At 73.2% G+C, this 17,157-nt stretch carries 17 protein-coding genes; 8 read left to right on the top strand and 9 right to left on the bottom strand.

Going from position 1 to position 17,157, the window contains the following annotated elements:
- Positions 1-1,095, top strand: coding sequence for a zinc-binding dehydrogenase (locus tag IEZ04_RS14325; protein ID WP_189217433.1), 1,095 nt, complete (start codon positions 1-3; stop codon positions 1,093-1,095).
- Here the strand turns inward: IEZ04_RS14325 and IEZ04_RS14330 are convergent.
- Both IEZ04_RS14330 and IEZ04_RS14335 read right to left on the bottom strand, forming a co-directional pair.
- Entirely contained in the window at positions 1,092-1,850 is a 759-nt protein-coding gene (locus tag IEZ04_RS14330; RefSeq protein WP_373296312.1) for an ArsR/SmtB family transcription factor, read from the bottom strand. The two genes, IEZ04_RS14325 and IEZ04_RS14330, sit on opposite strands and share 4 nt — an antisense overlap.
- 241 nt (positions 1,851-2,091) lie before the next feature.
- Complete coding sequence (locus tag IEZ04_RS14335) at positions 2,092-2,730, bottom strand: TetR/AcrR family transcriptional regulator (protein WP_189217223.1); 639 nt, start codon at positions 2,728-2,730, stop codon at positions 2,092-2,094.
- Between the two features lie 60 nt (positions 2,731-2,790).
- Here IEZ04_RS14335 and IEZ04_RS14340 point away from each other — a divergent pair, with 60 nt between their 5' ends.
- The 3 genes from IEZ04_RS14340 to IEZ04_RS14350 all read left to right on the top strand — a co-directional run bounded on the left by IEZ04_RS14340 (position 2,791) and on the right by IEZ04_RS14350 (position 4,994).
- Positions 2,791-3,942 carry an acyl-CoA dehydrogenase family protein gene (locus tag IEZ04_RS14340; protein ID WP_189217224.1) on the top strand — a complete coding sequence of 384 codons (1,152 nt, stop codon included), beginning with the start codon at positions 2,791-2,793 and terminating at the stop codon, positions 3,940-3,942.
- Between the two features lie 59 nt (positions 3,943-4,001).
- Entirely contained in the window at positions 4,002-4,289 is a 288-nt protein-coding gene (locus IEZ04_RS14345; protein WP_189217225.1) for a YiaA/YiaB family inner membrane protein, read from the top strand.
- A 78-nt stretch (positions 4,290-4,367) separates the two neighbouring features.
- Positions 4,368-4,994, top strand: coding sequence for a TetR/AcrR family transcriptional regulator (locus IEZ04_RS14350; protein WP_189217226.1), 627 nt, complete (start codon positions 4,368-4,370; stop codon positions 4,992-4,994).
- On the opposite strand, the gene IEZ04_RS14355 is transcribed toward IEZ04_RS14350, so the two are convergent.
- Positions 4,985-5,449, bottom strand: coding sequence for a MaoC family dehydratase (locus IEZ04_RS14355; protein WP_189217227.1), 465 nt, complete (start codon positions 5,447-5,449; stop codon positions 4,985-4,987). The genes IEZ04_RS14350 and IEZ04_RS14355 overlap by 10 nt on opposite strands.
- Before the next feature lie 91 nt (positions 5,450-5,540).
- Between IEZ04_RS14355 and soxR the strand changes: the two genes are divergently transcribed.
- Positions 5,541-6,032: a redox-sensitive transcriptional activator SoxR gene (gene soxR / locus IEZ04_RS14360; protein ID WP_189217228.1), complete on the top strand. Its 492-nt coding sequence runs from the start codon at positions 5,541-5,543 to the stop codon at positions 6,030-6,032.
- Between the two features lie 268 nt (positions 6,033-6,300).
- Here soxR and IEZ04_RS14365 read toward each other — a convergent pair whose 3' ends face one another.
- On the bottom strand, positions 6,301-6,903 hold the full coding sequence (locus IEZ04_RS14365) for a hypothetical protein (RefSeq protein ID WP_189217229.1): 603 nt from the start codon (positions 6,901-6,903) through the stop codon (positions 6,301-6,303).
- Between the two features lie 284 nt (positions 6,904-7,187).
- Here IEZ04_RS14365 and IEZ04_RS14370 point away from each other — a divergent pair, with 284 nt between their 5' ends.
- The gene (locus IEZ04_RS14370; protein ID WP_189217230.1) at positions 7,188-10,025 is read left to right on the top strand and encodes a penicillin acylase family protein; all 2,838 of its coding nucleotides are present in this window, start codon (positions 7,188-7,190) and stop codon (positions 10,023-10,025) included.
- A 45-nt stretch (positions 10,026-10,070) separates the two neighbouring features.
- On the opposite strand, the gene IEZ04_RS14375 is transcribed toward IEZ04_RS14370, so the two are convergent.
- Positions 10,071-11,387, bottom strand: coding sequence for a serine-threonine protein kinase (locus IEZ04_RS14375; RefSeq protein ID WP_189217231.1), 1,317 nt, complete (start codon positions 11,385-11,387; stop codon positions 10,071-10,073).
- A 94-nt stretch (positions 11,388-11,481) separates the two neighbouring features.
- Positions 11,482-12,732 (bottom strand): exo-beta-N-acetylmuramidase NamZ family protein, encoded by a 1,251-nt coding sequence (locus tag IEZ04_RS14380; protein WP_189217232.1) that lies wholly within the window; start codon positions 12,730-12,732, stop codon positions 11,482-11,484.
- A gap of 150 nt (positions 12,733-12,882) precedes the next feature.
- On the opposite strand from IEZ04_RS14380, the gene IEZ04_RS14385 reads away from it, so the two are divergent.
- Together IEZ04_RS14385 and IEZ04_RS14390 are read left to right on the top strand one after the other, a co-directional pair.
- Positions 12,883-13,647 (top strand): SDR family oxidoreductase, encoded by a 765-nt coding sequence (locus IEZ04_RS14385; protein WP_189217434.1) that lies wholly within the window; start codon positions 12,883-12,885, stop codon positions 13,645-13,647.
- 110 nt (positions 13,648-13,757) lie between these two features.
- On the top strand, positions 13,758-14,351 hold the full coding sequence (locus tag IEZ04_RS14390) for a TetR/AcrR family transcriptional regulator (protein ID WP_189217435.1): 594 nt from the start codon (positions 13,758-13,760) through the stop codon (positions 14,349-14,351).
- A 25-nt stretch (positions 14,352-14,376) separates the two neighbouring features.
- Here IEZ04_RS14390 and IEZ04_RS14395 read toward each other — a convergent pair whose 3' ends face one another.
- The 3 genes from IEZ04_RS14395 to IEZ04_RS14405 all read right to left on the bottom strand — a co-directional run bounded on the left by IEZ04_RS14395 (position 14,377) and on the right by IEZ04_RS14405 (position 17,061).
- Positions 14,377-15,591, bottom strand: a complete 1,215-nt coding sequence (locus IEZ04_RS14395) for an acyl-CoA dehydrogenase family protein (protein WP_189217233.1) — start codon at positions 15,589-15,591, stop codon at positions 14,377-14,379.
- Positions 15,592-15,598: 7 nt separating this feature from the next.
- Positions 15,599-16,621, bottom strand: coding sequence for a phosphotransferase family protein (locus IEZ04_RS14400; RefSeq protein WP_189217234.1), 1,023 nt, complete (start codon positions 16,619-16,621; stop codon positions 15,599-15,601).
- A gap of 143 nt (positions 16,622-16,764) precedes the next feature.
- On the bottom strand, positions 16,765-17,061 hold the full coding sequence (locus tag IEZ04_RS14405; RefSeq protein ID WP_189217235.1) for a hypothetical protein: 297 nt from the start codon (positions 17,059-17,061) through the stop codon (positions 16,765-16,767).
- Between the last annotated feature and the right edge of the window lie 96 nt (positions 17,062-17,157).

Consider the following 17,157-nt stretch of genomic DNA (forward strand, 5'->3'; position numbering starts at 1 on the left):
GTGGTCCGCGCCGCCGTCCTGCCCGCCGTCGGTGCGCCCCTGGAGATCACCGAGATCGTGCTGCCCACGCCCGGCCCCGGCCGGGTCCGCGTCCGGCTGGCCGCCGCCGGGGTCTGCCACTCCGACCTGTCGCTGTCCGACGGGACCATGCGGCTGCCGGTGCCCGCGGTGCTCGGCCACGAGGGCGCGGGCACCGTGGTGGCCGTCGGGCCCGGCGTCACCCATGTCGCGCCGGGCGACGCGGTCGTCCTCAACTGGGCGCCCGCGTGCGGCGGCTGCCACGCCTGCCGGCTCGGTGAGGTGTGGCTCTGCGCCAACGCCCTCACCGGCGCCGCGGACGTCCACGCGCGGCGTGCCTCCGACGGGCTCTCCCTCCACCCCGGCCTGAACGTGGCCGCCTTCGCGGAGGAGACGGTGGTCGCGGCCGGTTGTGTGCTGCCGGCACCGCAGGGCGTTCCTCTCACCGACGCGGCCCTGCTCGGCTGTGCCGTCCTCACCGGGTACGGCGCCGTGCACCACGCGGCGAAGGTCCGGCCGGACGAGACGGTGGCGGTGTTCGGCGTCGGCGGGGTCGGGCTGGCCGCGCTCCAGGCGGCGCGGATCGCGGGCGCGTCCCGGCTGATCGCGGTGGACGTCTCCGCGGAGAAGGAGGGGCTGGCCCGCGCCGCGGGCGCCACGGACTACGTCGTCGCGTCCGACGGCACGGCCCGCGAGATCCGGGCGCTCACCGGCCGGCAGGGCGTGGACGTGGCCGTGGAGTGCGTGGGCCGCGGGAGCACCATCCGTACGGCGTGGGAGTCCACCCGGCGCGGCGGCCGGACCACGGTCGTCGGCATCGGCGGCAAGGACCAGGAGGTCACCTTCAACGCCCTGGAGATCTTCCACTGGGGCCGCACGCTGTCGGGCTGCGTGTACGGCAACTGCGACCCGGCGAGGGATCTGCCCGTCCTCGCCGGGCACGTCCGGGAGGGGCGGCTCGACCTGGGTGTTCTGGTCACGGAGCGGATCGCTCTGGAGGGGATCCCGGGGGCCTTCGGGAACATGGCGGCGGGGCGGGGCGGGCGGGCGTTGGTGGTCTTCCAGGGGGACTCCTAGGGGTTTCGGGTGCTCGCCGTCGTGGTCTCTGTTCCGACGCCCAGTAAGTCCGCGAAGGCGCGTTCGCCCGTCGGGGTCACCTTCACCGCCCGTTCCGAGCCGATGCGTACGCACCAGCCCGCGTCGAAGGCGTGGCGGCACAGTGCGGCGCCCGCCGCTCCGGCGAGGTGCGGGCGGCGTTCGGTCCAGTCCAGGCAGGCGCGGGCGAGGGGGCGGCGGCCGGTGCGGTCGAGGGCGATGCCCGTGGCGGCGAACCAGGCGAGGCCGTCCTCCGTGAGGGCGAAGCCCGTGTCCTGGCGCAGCAGTCCGCGGTGGGTGAGGGCGTCGGTGAGGGCGGTGCCGAGACGGCCGGCGAGGTGGTCGTAGCAGGTGCGGGCGCGTGCCATCGCGGAGTCGGCGCCCGCGGCGCGGAGGGTGCGGGGGCGGCGGGAGCGTGTGGTGGGGGAGTGTGCGGTGGCCGTGTGCGTCGCCTGGGCGGTGAGGTCCTCCACGAGGTGGGCGACGCGCGGGTCGGCCAGGCGTACGTAGCGGTGGCGGCCCTGGCGCTCCTCGGCCAGCAGGCCGCCGGCGACGAGCCTGGTCAGGTGCTCGGTGGTGGTGGACGGTGCGACGCCCGCGTGGCGGGCCAGTTCGCCCGCGGTCCAGGCGCGGCCGTCGAGCAGGGCGAGGAGGAACGTGGCGCGGGTCTCGTCGGCGATCAGGGTGGCGAGCGCGGCGAGTCCGGCTGCGCCGGGGGGTGGGTGGCTGCTGCTCATGCACCTCAGCATGCGGTATGGAGGATTCGGTGCGGGCCGGAGGGCGGGTGCTTCCCCGTTGTCGCTCGGGCGCCTGTTGCGGGGTGTGGGGCGGGTGCGCGCCGGGGGGTGTCCGTGCTCGGTCCGGCGGGCTGTCCGCCTGGGGAGGGCGGCCGGTGGTCCGCGCCGGCCGCTGCGCGCGGACACCCCCCCGGCACGCCCCCTCCCCGCCGTACGCGGCTGCCGGGCCGTCGGGGGTTTGTCAGGCTGTCCGCCTCAGCTGTTCGAACTGGTGAGCCAGGCCGTCCAGCAGTGCCGTCAGGCCCGTCTCGAAGGCTCGCTCGTCGATCTCGTCCTGGCGGTCGGCCAGGAGGTGGGCCTGGCCGAGGTGGGGGTAGTCGGCGGGGTCGTACGCCGTCTCGTCGTCGACGAAGCCTCCGGCGAAGCTGCCCAGGGCCGAGCCCATGACGAAGTAGCGCATCAGGGCGCCGATGGAGGTGGCCTGGGCCGGGGGCCAGCCCGCCTCGACCATGGCGCCGAAGACGGCGTCGGCGAGGCGGAGGCCGGCCGGGCGGCGGCCGGGGCCACGGGCCAGTACCGGGACGATGTTCGGGTGGTCGCGCAGGGCCGACCGGTAGGAGACGGCCCAGTCGTGCAGCGCGGTGCGCCAGTCCCGGCCGTCGAACATCGACAGGTCGACCTGCGCGCTCACCGAGTCGGCCACCGCCTCCAGGATCTCGTCCTTGGTGCGGAAGTGGTTGTAGAGGGACGGCCCGCTGACGCCCAGTTCGGCGGCGAGGCGGCGGGTGGAGAGGGCCGCCAGCCCTTCCGCGTCGACCAGGTTCGCTGCCGCGGCGACGATGCGGTCGGTGCTGAGGAGGGGCTTGTGCGGGCGGGCCATGGCGCACATAGTAGGGCTGCTACTTGAAACTAGCGGTGGTAGTTTTCTGGGGGGAGCCTCGTGGACCTTGAGCTCAGTGCGGAGCAGCTCGCCGTGCGGCGGCTCGCCAGGGACTTCGTCGAGGGGGAGGTCGCTCCGTACGCCGCCGGGTGGGACCGGGCCGAGGCCGTCGACCGCTCGATCGTGCGGAAGCTCGGCGAGGTGGGGTTCCTCGGGCTCACCATCGAGGAGGCGTACGGTGGTTGTGGTGGTGATCATCTCTCGTACTGCCTGGTGACCGAGGAGCTCGGACGGGGGGACTCCTCGGTGCGCGGCATCGTCTCGGTGTCGCTGGGGCTGGTGGCCAAGACCGTGGCGGCCTGGGGGGACGAGGAGCAGAAGCGGCGCTGGCTGCCGGGGCTCACCTCGGGGGAGTACGTGGGGTGCTTCGGGCTCACCGAGCCCGGTACGGGGTCCGACGCCGGGGCCCTCGCCACGCGGGCGGTGCGGGACGGGGACTCGTTCGTCGTCAACGGCACCAAGATGTTCATCACCAACGGCACCTGGGCGGATGTCGTGCTGCTGTTCGCGCGGTCCGTGGACGTTCCGGGGCACGCGGGCGTCTCCGCGTTCCTGGTGCCCGCGGACACGCCCGGGCTGAGCCGGCGGGCGGTGCACGGCAAGCTGGGGCTGCGCGGGCAGGCCACCGCTGAGCTGGTGTTCGAGGATGTGCGGGTGCCCGCGAGTGCCCTGCTCGGGCCCGAGGGCAAGGGGTTCGCCGTGGCCATGTCCGCGCTGGCCAAGGGGCGCATGTCGGTCGCCGCGGGGTGTGTCGGGATCGCCCGGGCCGCGCTGGAGGCCGCCGTGGGTTACGCGGGCGAGCGCGAGCAGTTCGGGAAGGTCATCGCCCGGCACCAGCTGGTGCAGGAGCTGATCAGTGACATCGCCGTGGACGTGGACGCGGCGCGGCTGCTCACCTGGCGGGTCGCCGATCTGGTCGACCGGGGGCGGCCCTTCGCCGTCGAGTCGAGCAAGGCCAAGCTGTTCGCCTCCGAGGCGGCCGTGCGGGCCGCGAACAACGCGCTGCAGGTGTTCGGGGGGTACGGCTATGTCGATGAGTACCCGGTGGGGAAGCTGCTGCGGGATGCCCGGGTGATGACCCTCTACGAGGGCACCAGCCAGATCCAGAAGCTGTTGATCGGGCGGTCGCTGACCGGGGTCTCCGCCTTCTGAGTAGGCGGATGAGTACGGGGACGGATGTGGCCTCGGTGAGGGATGCCGATCCTGTGCCCATGAGTGAGACACCGGTCAAGCAGGAGTCCACGGCCGCCTTCTACGGGCAGGCCGTCGCCTCGTTCGCCGTCGCCCTGGCGGCCACCGCCGTCGGCATCTTCCAGCTGGAGGCCGACCCCTGGGTGCGGGCCTTCCTCGCCGTCGCCGTGCTGTACCTGGTGACGTCGGCCTTCACCCTCGCCAAGGTGATCCGCGACCGGCAGGAGGCCGGCCGGATCGTCAGCCGTGTCGACCAGGCCCGGCTGGAGAAGATCCTCGCCGAGCACGATCCCTTCGAGAAGCTCTGAGAAGCTCTGACCCGCTAAGCAACCGCTCACCTCGCGGGGTATGGTGTTCACCCTGCCACGGGAAGGAACGGACGAGCGATGAGTACGGCGGAGGAGACGGCCGGCGACGAGGCGCAGCCGTGGGGCGAGGTCACCCCGGACGCGGCCCGGCGGCTGCTCGTCGCCGCGGTGGAGGCGTTCGCCGAGCGCGGGTACCACGCGACCACGACCCGGGACATCGCGGGCCGCGCGGGCATGAGCCCGGCGGCGCTCTACATCCACTACCGGACCAAGGAAGAACTGCTCCACCGGATCAGCCGCATCGGGCACGAGAAGGCCCTGGAGGTGCTGCGGACGGCGGCCGGGAGCGAGGGGACCGCGACCGAGCGGCTCGCCGAGGCCGTACGGTCCTTCGTGCGCTGGCACGCCGGGCAGCACACGGTGGCGCGGGTCGTGCAGTACGAGCTGGACGCGCTAGGACCGGACGCGCGCGCCGAGATCGTGGCGCTGCGGCGGCGGAACGACGCGACCGTGCGCGAGATCATCGAGGAGGGCGTGGCGGCCGGCGAGTTCGACGTGCCCGACGTGCGGGGCACCACGCTGGCCGTGCTGTCGCTCTGCATCGACGTGGCCCGCTGGTTCAACGCGGCCGGTGCCCGCACGCCCGACGAGGTCGGCGCGCTCTACGCCGACCTCGTGCTGCGGATGGTGGGCGCTCAGAAGTAGTAGCGGGTCACCGCCTCCGCCACGCACACCGGCTTGGCCCCGCCCTCGCGCTCGACGGTGACCGCTGCCGTGACCTGCACCCCGCCGTCGCTCACCGCCGTGACCTCCGTGAGGACGGCGGTGGCGCGCAGCCGGGAGCCCACGGGTACCGGGGCGGGGAAGCGGACCTTGTTGCTGCCGTAGTTGACGCCCAGTCGCACACCCTCCACCCGGAACACCTGCGGCACCAGCAGGGGCAGGAGGGACAGGGTGAGGTAGCCGTGCGCGATGGTCCCGCCGAACGGGCCCGCGGCCGCCCTCTCCGGGTCCACGTGGATCCACTGGTGGTCGCCGGTGGCGTCGGCGAAGAGGTCGACGCGCTGCTGATCGATCTCCAGCCAGTCGCTGTGTCCGAGCTGTTCGCCCACCGCCGCCTTGAGTTCGTCGGCGGACGTGAAGATCCTCGGCTCTGCCATGTCCCGTCCTCCCGCAGTGTCTAAGCAACTGCTTAGCATGGTGGGAGTGCGACCCTCTGTCAACGGACAGGGGGTCGGTAGGCTCTGCCGGGTGCCCCAGATCCCCGAGAGAATCCATGAGTTGACCGTCGGCCAGCTGTCCGCCCGCAGTGGCGCCGCCGTCTCCGCCCTGCACTTCTACGAGTCCAAGGGCCTCATCAGCAGCCGCCGCACCAGCGGCAACCAGCGCCGCTACAGCCGTGACGCGCTGCGCCGCGTGGCCTTCGTACGGGCCGCGCAGCGCGTCGGCATCCCGCTCGCCACGATCCGCGAGGCCCTCGCCGAACTCCCCGAGGAACGCACCCCGACCCGTGCGGACTGGGCCCGGCTGTCCGAGGCCTGGCGGTCCGAGCTCGACGAGCGCATCGAACAGCTCAACCGGCTGCGCGACCATCTCACCGACTGCATCGGCTGCGGCTGTCTGTCGCTGGAGAGCTGTGTGCTGTCCAATCCCGACGACGTCTTCGGCGAACGGCGGAGCGGCTCCCGGCTGATGGCCGAGCGGTCAGTGGCGCGCGGGAAGGAGTCGGGGGACCGCCGCTGAGGGCGCCGTCCGGCGCGCTCCGGGCTCCGTCGGGACGGACCTGCACCGTGAGCACACGACGGGGCCGGGTTCCTCGGGCAAGGGGTGCGGCATCCCCGGCGCACCCCCGCCGCACGGTTCGGTGGTTCGGTGGTTCACCCCGGCGTCACCGCCGGTGTCGAGAGCTCGACCGTGCTCGGCCCTTCGGGCCGTCAGCGCCTGACCGGCGCTCGGCTCCCCCCGAGCAGGGACCCCCCATGGTCTCCCGACACCGCAGTGCTCCTTCGGCTCAGGCCGGCACGAGCAGCCTTCCGCGCCTGGCGTCCGCCAGGGCCTCGGGTGTCAGCACGGGGCGCGGCACCACGATCCCGCACTCCGCGCAGACCGGGCCCGACGACGGTTCGTGGGCCAGGTCGTACTTCCAGACGAGGTGCTTGCCCTCGCACACCGGGCAGACCACGCCCGGCTCGCGCTCCAGCGCGGAGATCAGCCGGCGCAGCACCTCGGCCATCGGTCCGGACGGGTGGACCCGCGGGTCGTCGCACCACGCGACACCGAATCCGCCCCAGGTCAGCCGGTGCCAGTCGTCCACGCTGCCCGGCCTGCGCAGCCCGTCGTGCTTCTCCTTCTTACGGCGCTGCGCGAACTGCTCCTCGTACGCGAGCCAGACGGAGCGGGCCTCCTCCAGCTCGTCCAGTGCGGCCACGAGCCGCGCCGGATCGGGGGACCGGTCCTCGGGACCGAACCCGGCCCGGGAGCACAAATGGTCCCAGGTCGCCCGATGCCCATAAGGGGCGAACCTTTCGAGGCACTTGCGCAGTGAATAGCGCCGCAGTGCCAGATCGCACCTCGGGTCGCGCACCTGTCTCGCCAGACTCCGGAATCCGGCCATCGCCCTGCACCTCCGTCACACCTGCACCTGTACTCCGGTCACTTCGGCGTCGTTGTACGGACGTCGCCGAATAGACGTATCGACGCGCGATTCGGCTCCATCCGATTTCGGATGACATCCATAAGGCATCCGTCGAGCGGTTCTCGGCCGCTCCTGACCATGTGACCGGGGATTTCCGCGGCCCTGCGGTGGGTTGACACCTCCAGAAAATTTGACGCATGTTCATCTCCAAACTCGGGGATACCGGCGGTAACGTCCGGCTCACCCCGTCGGGAGGAGCTGTCATGCACTGGCGCACCCCATGCACCGCCCTCGTCAGACCGAGAACTCCCCGGCGATTCCAGGAGTTCCTCGGAGCGGCCACCGTATGCGTCCTCGTGGCGGTACTTCTGGGCCCGCTGTCCCCGGCGGCCGCCCGCGCATATTCCACCGGCACGGAATCGGCCGCGGCCGCCGTCACGGAATCGGCCACGGTGACCGAAGCGGCGGCCGAGGACCACTGCGGCGGCCGGTGCGCCGAAATACTGCCGCCCGGTCAGAACGGCAGCGCCACCCTCGCCGAGATCCTCCTCCACCAGGTCCTCGGCGCCCGGCCCGGGCACGCGGGCGACCGGCTCGGCCCGTACGCGGACCTCGCCACCGGGTATCCCGCACTCACCGACGCGAAGATCGGCGAGTTCTTCGACGACGCCTCCTTCGGTGTCCCCGCCGGCCAGGTCGCCTCCACCGTGCGCCCGGCCGGCCGCACGGACGTCACGATCGTCCGCGACAAGCGGAACGGTGTGCCGCACATCACCGGTACCACTCGATACGGCACCGAGTTCGGAGCGGGCTATGCGGCCGCCCAGGACCGGCTGTGGCTGATGGACCTGTTCCGGCACGTGGGCCGCGGCGAGCTGACCCCGTTCGCCGGCGGCGACCCGGCCAACCAGGGCCTGGAGCAGCAGTTCTGGCGGAGCGCGCCCTACACCGAGGCCGATCTCCGGGCGCAGATCGACCGCGTCTTCGAGACCAACGGGGCCCGCGGCGAACAGGCCCTCGCCGACGCGACCGCCTACCTCGACGGCATCAACGCCTACATCGACGCCGCCGACCGCGCCCGGAACTTCCCCGGCGAGTACGTCCTGACCGGCCACAAGGACGCGATCACCAACGCCGGCACCATCGAGCGCTTCGAGCTGACCGACCTGGTCGCGCTCGCCTCCGTGATCGGCGCGCTGTTCGGCTCGGGGGGCGGCGGCGAGGTGGACAACGCGCTCTCGCTGCTGGCCGCCCAGTCGAAGTACGGCGTGGCCGAGGGCACCCGGGTGTGGGAGTCCTTCCGGATGCGCAACGACCCCGAGGCCGTCCTCACCGTCCACGAGGGCAGCTTCCCGTACGCGACCCGGCCCGACAACCCACGGGGCAGGGCTCTTCCGGAACCCGGCTCGGTGACGGCGGAACCCCTCGTCCACGACCGCACCGGCAGCGCCGCGGGCCCCACGGCCACCGGGGCCTCGGCCGCGGCCGGCGCGAGCGCCCTGACCTCGGCCCGGCGCGGGATGTCCAACGCGCTCGTGGTGAGCGGCGAACACACCGCGAGCGGGCATCCGATCGCCGTCTTCGGGCCGCAGACCGGCTACTTCGCGCCCCAGCTGCTCCTTCTCCAGGAGCTCCAGGGGCCCGGCATCAGCGCCCGCGGCGCCTCCTTCGCGGGCCTGAGCATGTACGTCGAACTGGGCCGGGGCCAGGACTACGCCTGGAGCGCCACCACCTCGGGCCAGGACGTCATCGACACGTACGCCGTCGAACTGTGCCGCGACGACCACCACTACCTGTACCGGGGCACCTGCACGCCGATGGAGAAGGTCGAGCGGAACAACGCGTGGCGGCCGACCACCGCCGACCCCACTCCGGCGGGCTCCTACCGCATGCAGGTCTGGCGGACCGCGTACGGCCCGGTCACGCACCGCGCGACCGTCGACGGGAAGAAGGTCGCGTACACCACCCTGCGCTCCTCCTACCTGCACGAGGTCGACTCGGTGATCGGCTTCCAGATGCTGAACGACCCGGAGTACGTGAACAGCCCGGAGAGCTTCCAGCGGGCCGTGCAGCACGTCAACTACACCTTCAACTGGTTCTACGCGGACTCCGAGCGCACCGCGTACTACAACAGCGGCGACAACCCCGTGCGGGCCACGGACGTGGACGCCGAGTTCCCGGCGTGGGCCCGGCCGGAGTTCGAGTGGCGCGGCTGGGACCCCGGGGCGAACACCGCCGAGTACACCCCGCCCGCCGAGCACCCGAACTCGACCGGCCAGGACTACTACGTCTCCTGGAACAACAAGCAGGCCGCGGACTACCCCGCCGCCTCCTGGGGCAACGGCTCCGTGCACCGCGGCGACCTGCTCGACACCCGGGTGCGGGAGCTGACCGGGAAGGGCGGGGTGACCAGGGCGTCGCTCGTCAAGGCGATGGCGGAGGCCGGGCTCGCCGACCTGCGGGCCGAGCACGTGCTGCCGGAACTGCTGGAGGTGCTCGGCTCCGCCCCGGTCACCGATCCCGCGGTCGCCACGGCGGTGACGAGGCTGAAGGACTGGGTGGCCGCCGGCGCGCTGCGCACGGAGACGTCGCCGGGTTCGCGGAAGTACGCCCACGCCGACGCGATCCGTCTCCTGGACGCCTGGTGGCCGTTGCTGGTGGAGGCCCAGTTCGCGCCGGGTCTCGGCGACGACCTCTACACGGCGGTCACCGCGAACCTGCCGGTCGACGAGTCGCCCTCGGCCGCGCACGGGCCGACCGGCGCCCACGCGGGCAGCGCCTTCCAGTACGGCTGGTGGAGCTATGTCGACAAAGATGTACGAGCGGTGCTCGGTGAGCCGGTGGAGGGCGCCCTCGCCCGTACGTACTGCGGCGGCGGCACCCTCGGCGGCTGCCGCGACGTCCTGACCGGCACCCTGAAGGAGGCGGCCGGCCGGACGGCGGCCCAGGTCTACCCGGGCGACGACACCTGCGCGGCCGGTGACCAGTGGTGCGCCGACGCGATCGTCCACCGCGAGCTGGGCGGCATCGGCCACGCGCCGATCAGCTGGCAGAACAGGCCGACGTACCAGCAGGTCGTGGAGTTCACCTCGCACCGGTAGCCGCACCGGTGGCCGGACGGCCGGCCACGGACGACCGGCGGCGGGTCAGCCGACGCGGCCCGCCGCCAGCACCACCCGCGCCAGCTCCCGGTGGCAGACGTCGCTGTGCGCGCCGGCCGGCGGCCCGCCGCGCCGCACCACCGCCGCCGCGTCGACGTTGACACAGCCGGACGCGGGCAGGGGCGGCCCGATCGCGTCGGCCAGCCCGAGCGCGACGGTGTCCGGCACCGCCCGCACCCCGTCGTACCCGAGCGCCCCCCACTTGGCGCCCAGCAGCCCGCCGGTCCCGTGGCCCGTGAGGGAGCGGGAGTCGCCCGCCGTGCGGGAGGCGAGCGGGTAGAAGGTGCCGAGCGCGGAGTCGTGGCGGGAGTGACAGCACACGAGGGGCCCGTCGATGCGGTTCTGCTGGCCGTGCAGCACCCCGCCGGCCCGGACGTCGTGCGGCAGCCGCGCGGCGAACGCGTAGTGCGAGAACGCCCCCTGGAGCAGGGTCACGCCCTTCACCGTGCGCACCCCCCGGGGCAGCCCGCGCAGCGCGAACGACACCAGCCGCGCCCCGAAGCTGTGCCCCACCAGGTGCACCCGCACATCGGGCGCCGCCTGCGCGAGCTGCCCCACGGCCCGCCCGAGCCCGCGCTCGCCCACGGTCCCCGCGCGCCGCTTCATCGCGAAGTACGTGGCCTGGCGGAGCAGTTCGTGCGCCCCGTCCCACAGCCGGGGCGGTCCGGCGGCGCGGGAGCCCGCCCCGGCCTCCGCCTCGGCCAGCGCCCCGGCGAACTCCCCGCAGACCGACACGGTGTCGCCGAACAGCATCTCGGGGTCCCCCTGCGGCACGCCCCCGGCGAGGATGTCCGCCGCGAACGCGGCCTGCGGGCCCTGCGGCCGCACCTCCACCAGGAGCCGTACGAGACGCCCGAACTCGTCCAGCGCCCCCGCGTCGTCCGGCCGCTGGTCCAGCAGCCGGGCGAGCTGCTCGACGACCGTGGCCCGCCCGGGGAACGTCTCGAGGAGCGCGTGCCGGCTGCCCTTGTCGAGCACGGGGCGCGTGGCCGCCGCCGCCACCGCCGGGGCGCGGCCGGGCAGCGGCTCGTCCGAGAACCGCATCGAGGGCCACAGCACGCCCACGTACCCCAGAGCGGCCCGCAGGGCGAGGGTGGGGAACGGTTCGAAGAAGCGGCTGTGGAGCCGGGTCGCCTCCGCCCGGTCGTTGTGCCAGCCGTGCGCGAAGACGACCAGGTCCCGTACGCCGTGCCGGACGATCTGCGCGAGCAGCCGTTCCCGCTGCCGGTCGTCCGCGTCTCCGTCCGCGTCGAACGTCAGCTCCCAGTAGGGAGACACGCTCATGCCGCCCGCGTCCGCCATGTCGAGCCCCCTTCGGCCCGGTACGCCGTGCGATCCACATGGTCCCGCCGGTGGCGGCGCTTGGCCATACGTCGCGTACGTCCGGAGGGGGCGCTCAGCGGTAGAGCAGGTACCGGCCCCGCACCCGCCGGAAGGCCGCCAGCTCGTGCTGCCAGCCGCCCACGACCTCGTCGGTGCCCGCGCCCGCGTCGATCATCGTGCGCACCAGCGGGGAGCCGGTCAGCCGGTCGATCCAGTGGTCGGGGCGCCAGGCGAAGCCGCTCCACGCCTTCCTGGCGGTGACCAGGAGGCCGATCCCGGTACGCACGGGGTCGAAGGCGGCCCGGTCGTGGACGTGGAGCTGCACCCCGCCGACCGTCCTCCCCTGGAACTTGGAGGAGGTGGGCGCGAAGTACGCCTCCCGGAACCGCACGCCCGGCAGCTGAAGCCGGTTCGCCTCCTCGGCCCACCGCCGGTCGACGCCCTCCGCGCCGAGCAGTTCGAAGGGGCGCGTGGTCCCGCGCCCCTCGGACAGGTTGGTGCCCTCGAACAGACAGGTGCCGGAGTAGACGAGGGCGGTGTCGGGCGTCGGCATGTTCGGGCTGGGCGGCACCCAGGGCAGCCCCGAGGCGTCGTAGAAGTCCGAGCGCCGCCAGCCGGACATCGGCACCGTGTCCAGCGGCACCGGCGCGCTCAGGAACTCCGCGTTGAACAGCCGGGCCAGCTCCGCCACCGTCATGCCGTGCGCCTGGGCGATCGGCTCCCGGCCGACGAAGGTGGCGAACTCCCGGTGCAGGACCGGCCCCTGTGCGGAACGCCCGGTCACCGGGTTCGGCCGGTCCAGCACCACGAAGCGCTTGCCCGCGAGCCGGGCCGCCTCCATGCAGTCGTACAGCGTCCAGATGTACGTGTAGAAGCGGGCGCCCACGTCCTGGATGTCGAAGACGACGGTGTCCACGCCGGCGGCCGTGAAGATGTCGGCGAGCGGCTGCCCGCTCTTGAGGTAGGTGTCGTGCACGGGCAGTCCGGTGGCCGGGTCGTCGTGCCGGCCCTCGGAGCCGCCCGCCTGAGCGGTGCCGCGGAAGCCGTGCTCCGGACCGAAGACGGCGACGAGGTCCACGCGGTCGTCGGCGTGCATGACGTCGACGATGTGGCGGGCGTCGCGTGTGATGCCGGTGGGGTTGGTGACCACACCGACCCGCGCCCCGTCGAGCAGTGCGTACCCGTCGGCGGCCAGCCGCTCGAAGCCGGTCCGCAGCCGCCGCCCGCCGCCGTCCCCGCCGTCCCCGGCGGCGACGGCCGGAGCCGCCGTGAGCGCGGCGGCGGCCGTGCCGGCGGCGAGGAGTCCCCGTCTCGTCACTGTCATGGTCATGCACGGTAGCGCGGGGGCGGGTGCCGGGGAACGCGGCGGACGCGACCCGCACCGTACGGACGCCTCTTCCGCCGGACATACCGACTGGTTAGTCTGTCCGGCGGAGCCGAGCCGCGTCATGCGGGAGCCGTGCGGAAGGAGACCGTGGTGGAAGCCGTGCGGGATGCGGGAGTGGTCGTCACCGGGGCGGGGAGCGGCATCGGGGCCGCGCTGGCCCGCCGGTTCGCTGCCGAGGGCGCCCGGGTCGCCGTCAACGACCTCGACGCGGACCGGGCGAGGGCCGTCGCGGACGAGATCGGCGGCGTCGCGGTGCCCGGCGACGCCTCCGCGATCGTCACCGAGGCACGGGACGCCCTCGGCGGCACCGTCGACGTGTACTGCGCCAACGCGGGCCTCGGCTCCGCCGGCACCGAGGCGGCCGACGAGGAGGTCTGGGCGCGGGCCTGGGACCTGAACGTGATGGCGCACGTCCGCGCGGCGCGGGCGCTGCTCCCGGACTGGCTGGAGCGCGGCCGCGGCCGGTTCGTCTCCACGGTCTCCGCCGCCGGGCTGCTCACCATGATCGGCGCCGCCCCGTACAGCGTCACCAAGCACGGCGCGTACGCCTTCGCCGAGTGGCTGTCGCTCACCTACCGCCACCGCGGCCTGAAGGTGCACGCGGTCTGCCCCCAGGGCGTGCGCACCGACATGCTGGCCGCCACCGGGAGCGCGGGCGACCTGGTGCTCGCGCCGACCGCGATCGAACCCGGGGCCGTCGCGGACGCGCTGATGAAGGGCATCGAGGAGGACCGCTTCCTGATCCTGCCGCACCCCGAGGTCGCCGAGTTCTACCAGGCGCGGGCCACCGTCCCGGACCGGTGGCTGACCGGTATGAACCGTATCCAGCAGAAGTGGGAGGCCACCGGCTGACCGCACGGCCGGGACTCCCTGCCCGGCGTGCCGGACACGGGCAATGGCAAGATCCTCCGTACACGGAGCACACAGCAGCGGTGAGCGGAGCGGAGAGGCAGGTGGCGACAGTGCCCAGGACGACGGACACGGACGGGCAACCCGTTCCGCGGCGGCTGCTGGCCGCCGCCACCCGGCTCTTCGCCGAGCAGGGCTACGACCGTACGTCGGTGCAGGAGATCGTGGAGGCGGCCGGCGTCACCAAGGGCGCGCTGTACCACTACTTCGGCTCCAAGGACGACCTGCTGCACGAGGTGTACGCACGCGTGCTCCGCGTCCAGCAGGAGCGCCTGGACACCTTCGCGGACGCCGACGAGCCCGTGGAGAAGCGGCTGCGGGGCGCCGCGGCCGACGTCGTCGTCACGACGATCGAGAACCTCGACGACGCCTCGATCTTCTTCCGCTCGATGCACCACCTGAGCCCCGAGAAGAACAAGCAGGTGCGCGCCGAACGCCGGCGGTACCACGAGCGCTTCCGCGCGCTCGTCGAGGAGGGCCAGGAGTCGGGCGTCTTCTCCAAGGCGACCCCGGCGGACCTGGTGGTGGACTACCACTTCGGTTCCGTGCACCACCTGTCCACCTGGTACCGGCCCGACGGTCCGCTCACCCCGCAGCAGGTCGCGGACCACCTGGCGGACCTGCTGCTGCGGGCGCTGCGCCCCTAGCGGAACCAGGGGCGCCCGCGCGCCCTCACAGGTACTTCTTCAGCTCCCGCCGCGCCAGCGACCGCTGGTGCACCTCGTCCGGGCCGTCGGCGAGCATCAGCGTCCGGGCGCCCGCGTACAGCTCGGCCAGCGGGAAGTCCTGGCTCACCCCGCCCGCGCCGTGCAGCTGGATCGCCCGGTCGACGATGTCCACGACCGTGCGCGGGGTGGCGATCTTGATGGCCTGGATCTCGGTGTGGGCGCCCTTGTTGCCGACCGTGTCCATCATCCAGGCGGTCTTCAGCACCAGCAGCCGCAGTTGCTCGACCGCCACCCGGGCGTCCGCGATCCAGTTCTGCACCACGCCCTGCTGCCCCAGCGCCTTGCCGAACGCCGTGCGGGAGACCGCCCGCCGGCACATCAGCTCGATCGCCCGCTCGGCCATGCCGATCAGCCGCATGCAGTGGTGGATACGGCCCGGACCGAGCCGCGCCTGGGCGATGGCGAAGCCGCCGCCCTCCTCGCCGACCAGGTTCGACACCGGCACGCGCGCGTGGTCGAACACCACCTCGGCGTGGCCGCCGTGGTAGTGGTCCTCGTACCCGAACACCTGCATGGCGCGCCGGACCTCGACACCCGGGGTGTCGCGCGGCACCAGGACCATGGACTGCTGACGGCGGATGTCCGCCCCGTCCGGGTCGGTCTTGCCCATCACGATGAAGATCCGGCAGTCCGGGTTCATCGCGCCGGAGATGTACCACTTGCGCCCGGTGATCACATAGTCGTCGCCGTCCCGTTCGATACGGGTCGTGATGTTCGTGGCGTCGGAGGAGGCCACCTCGGGCTCGGTCATCGCGAACGCCGAGCGGATCTCCCCGGCCAGCAGCGGCTCCAGCCACTGCTTCTTCTGCCGCTCGTCGCCGAACTGCGCGAGCACCTCCATGTTGCCCGTGTCGGGCGCCGCGCAGTTCAGCGCGGTGGGCGCGAGCTGCGGGGACCGGCCGGTGATCTCGGCGAGCGGCGCGTACTGGAGGTTGGTGAGCCCGGCTCCGTACCCGGCGTCCGGCAGGAACAGGTTCCACAGCCCCTGCCGGCGCGCCTCGGCCTTCAGTCCTTCGACGACGGCGGGGGTCTCCCACGGGGACGCCAGCCGGGCGCGCTGCTCGTGGGCGACCGCCTCGGCCGGGTACACGTGCTCGTCCATGAAGGCGAGCAGCCGGGCGCGCAGTTCCTCGGTGCGCGCGTCGAACGCGAAGTCCATGCCGTTCTCAGCCTTCCTGGAGGGTGTTCAGGCCGTGCTCGATGAAGACGGGCACCAAGTCGCCGATGCGGTCGAAGCCGCGGCCGACGGTCTGCCCGAGCGTGTAGCGGTAGTGGATGCCCTCCAGGATCACGGCGAGCTTGAACCACGCGAACGCCGTGTACCAGGAGACCGCGGACACGTCGCGCCCCGAGCGCGCCGCGTACCGCTCGACCAGCTCGGCCGGGTCCGGGTGCCCGGGCGCGGTGGCGGTCGTGGAGACGGGGGAGTCGGGCAGCCCGAGCGGCACGCTGTACATGACCAGCAGGCCGAGGTCGGTCAGCGGGTCGCCGAGGGTGGACATCTCCCAGTCCAGGACGGCGGCGATCCGGTCGTCCTCGTCCAGCAGTACGTTGTCGAGCCGGTAGTCGCCGTGCACGACGGTGGGCGCGGGGGAGTGCGGCAGGGCGCGGCCCAGGGCGGCGTGCAATTCGTCGATGCCGGCCAGGTCGCGGTCGCGCGAGGCGTCGAGCTGCTTGCCCCAGCGCCGCAGCTGCCGGTCCAGGAAGCCCTCCGGGCGCCCGAAGTCCGCGAGGCCCACCGCCGCCGGGTCCACCGCGTGCAGCTCGACGAGGGTGTCGACCAGCCCGAGGACCACCGCCCGGGTGCGCTCCGGACCGAGCGGGGCGAGCTGCTCGGCGGTGCGGTACGGGGTGCCCGGCACGAACTCCATGACGTAGAACGGCGCGCCGAGCACCTCCTCGTCCTCGCACAGCAGCACGGGCCGCGGCACGGGCACGTCCGTCGGGTACAGGGCGCTGATCACGCGGTGCTCGCGCCGCATGTCGTGCGCGGTGGCCAGCACATGGCCGAGCGGCGGCCGCCGGACGACCCACCTCCCGGTGCCGTCCGTGACCTCGTACGTCAGGTTGGACCGCCCGCCCTCGATCAGCCGGCCGGTCAGCGGGCCGCTCACCAGGCCGGGCCGCTCGGCGTCGAGCAGGGCGCGCAGCCGGCCGGGGTCGAGACCCGGCGGGTGGTCAGGGGGCATCAGGGGGCTCCTCGCGGGAGGGGAACGGGCCTTTCTCGGACCCTGCCATGATGCCGACCGGTCGGTATGTCGTCCAGAGGGGAATCCCGACGTGACCGGGGTCTCCGGCCGTCCGGACGGAGCCGCGAGGTGTCGGGGACAGGTCAGTGGCAGTCCCAGTGGCCCTGGTGCGCCGCGTGCCGGTGCCCGTCGTGCACGTAGTCCAGGTGGTCGCCGTGCTCGACCGCGCGGTGTCCGCACGTCGCGCCGTGCCGGTGGTCGTGTCCCTCGTGCGCGGTGTGCCCGGCGGGCTCGCACTCGTCCCAGTGCCCGGAGTGCTCCCGGTGCAGGTGCCCGTCGTGCGCGTAGTCGGTGTGGTCGCCGTGCTGCACGGCCGTGTGGCCGCAGGACGGACCGTGCGGGTGCTCGTGAGCGGTGTGTTCCATGTGGCCGGTGGTCATGCTGCTCACCTTCGGGGGTAGTGAGGAAGGACGTGGCCCATTAGGTCACGCACAAAGACGTATGCGCCGTTTCGGCGCAGTGCGCCCGGCTTGCGC

Source organism: Streptomyces ruber (genome assembly GCF_014648075.1).
Classification (GTDB): domain Bacteria; phylum Actinomycetota; class Actinomycetes; order Streptomycetales; family Streptomycetaceae; genus Streptomyces; species Streptomyces ruber.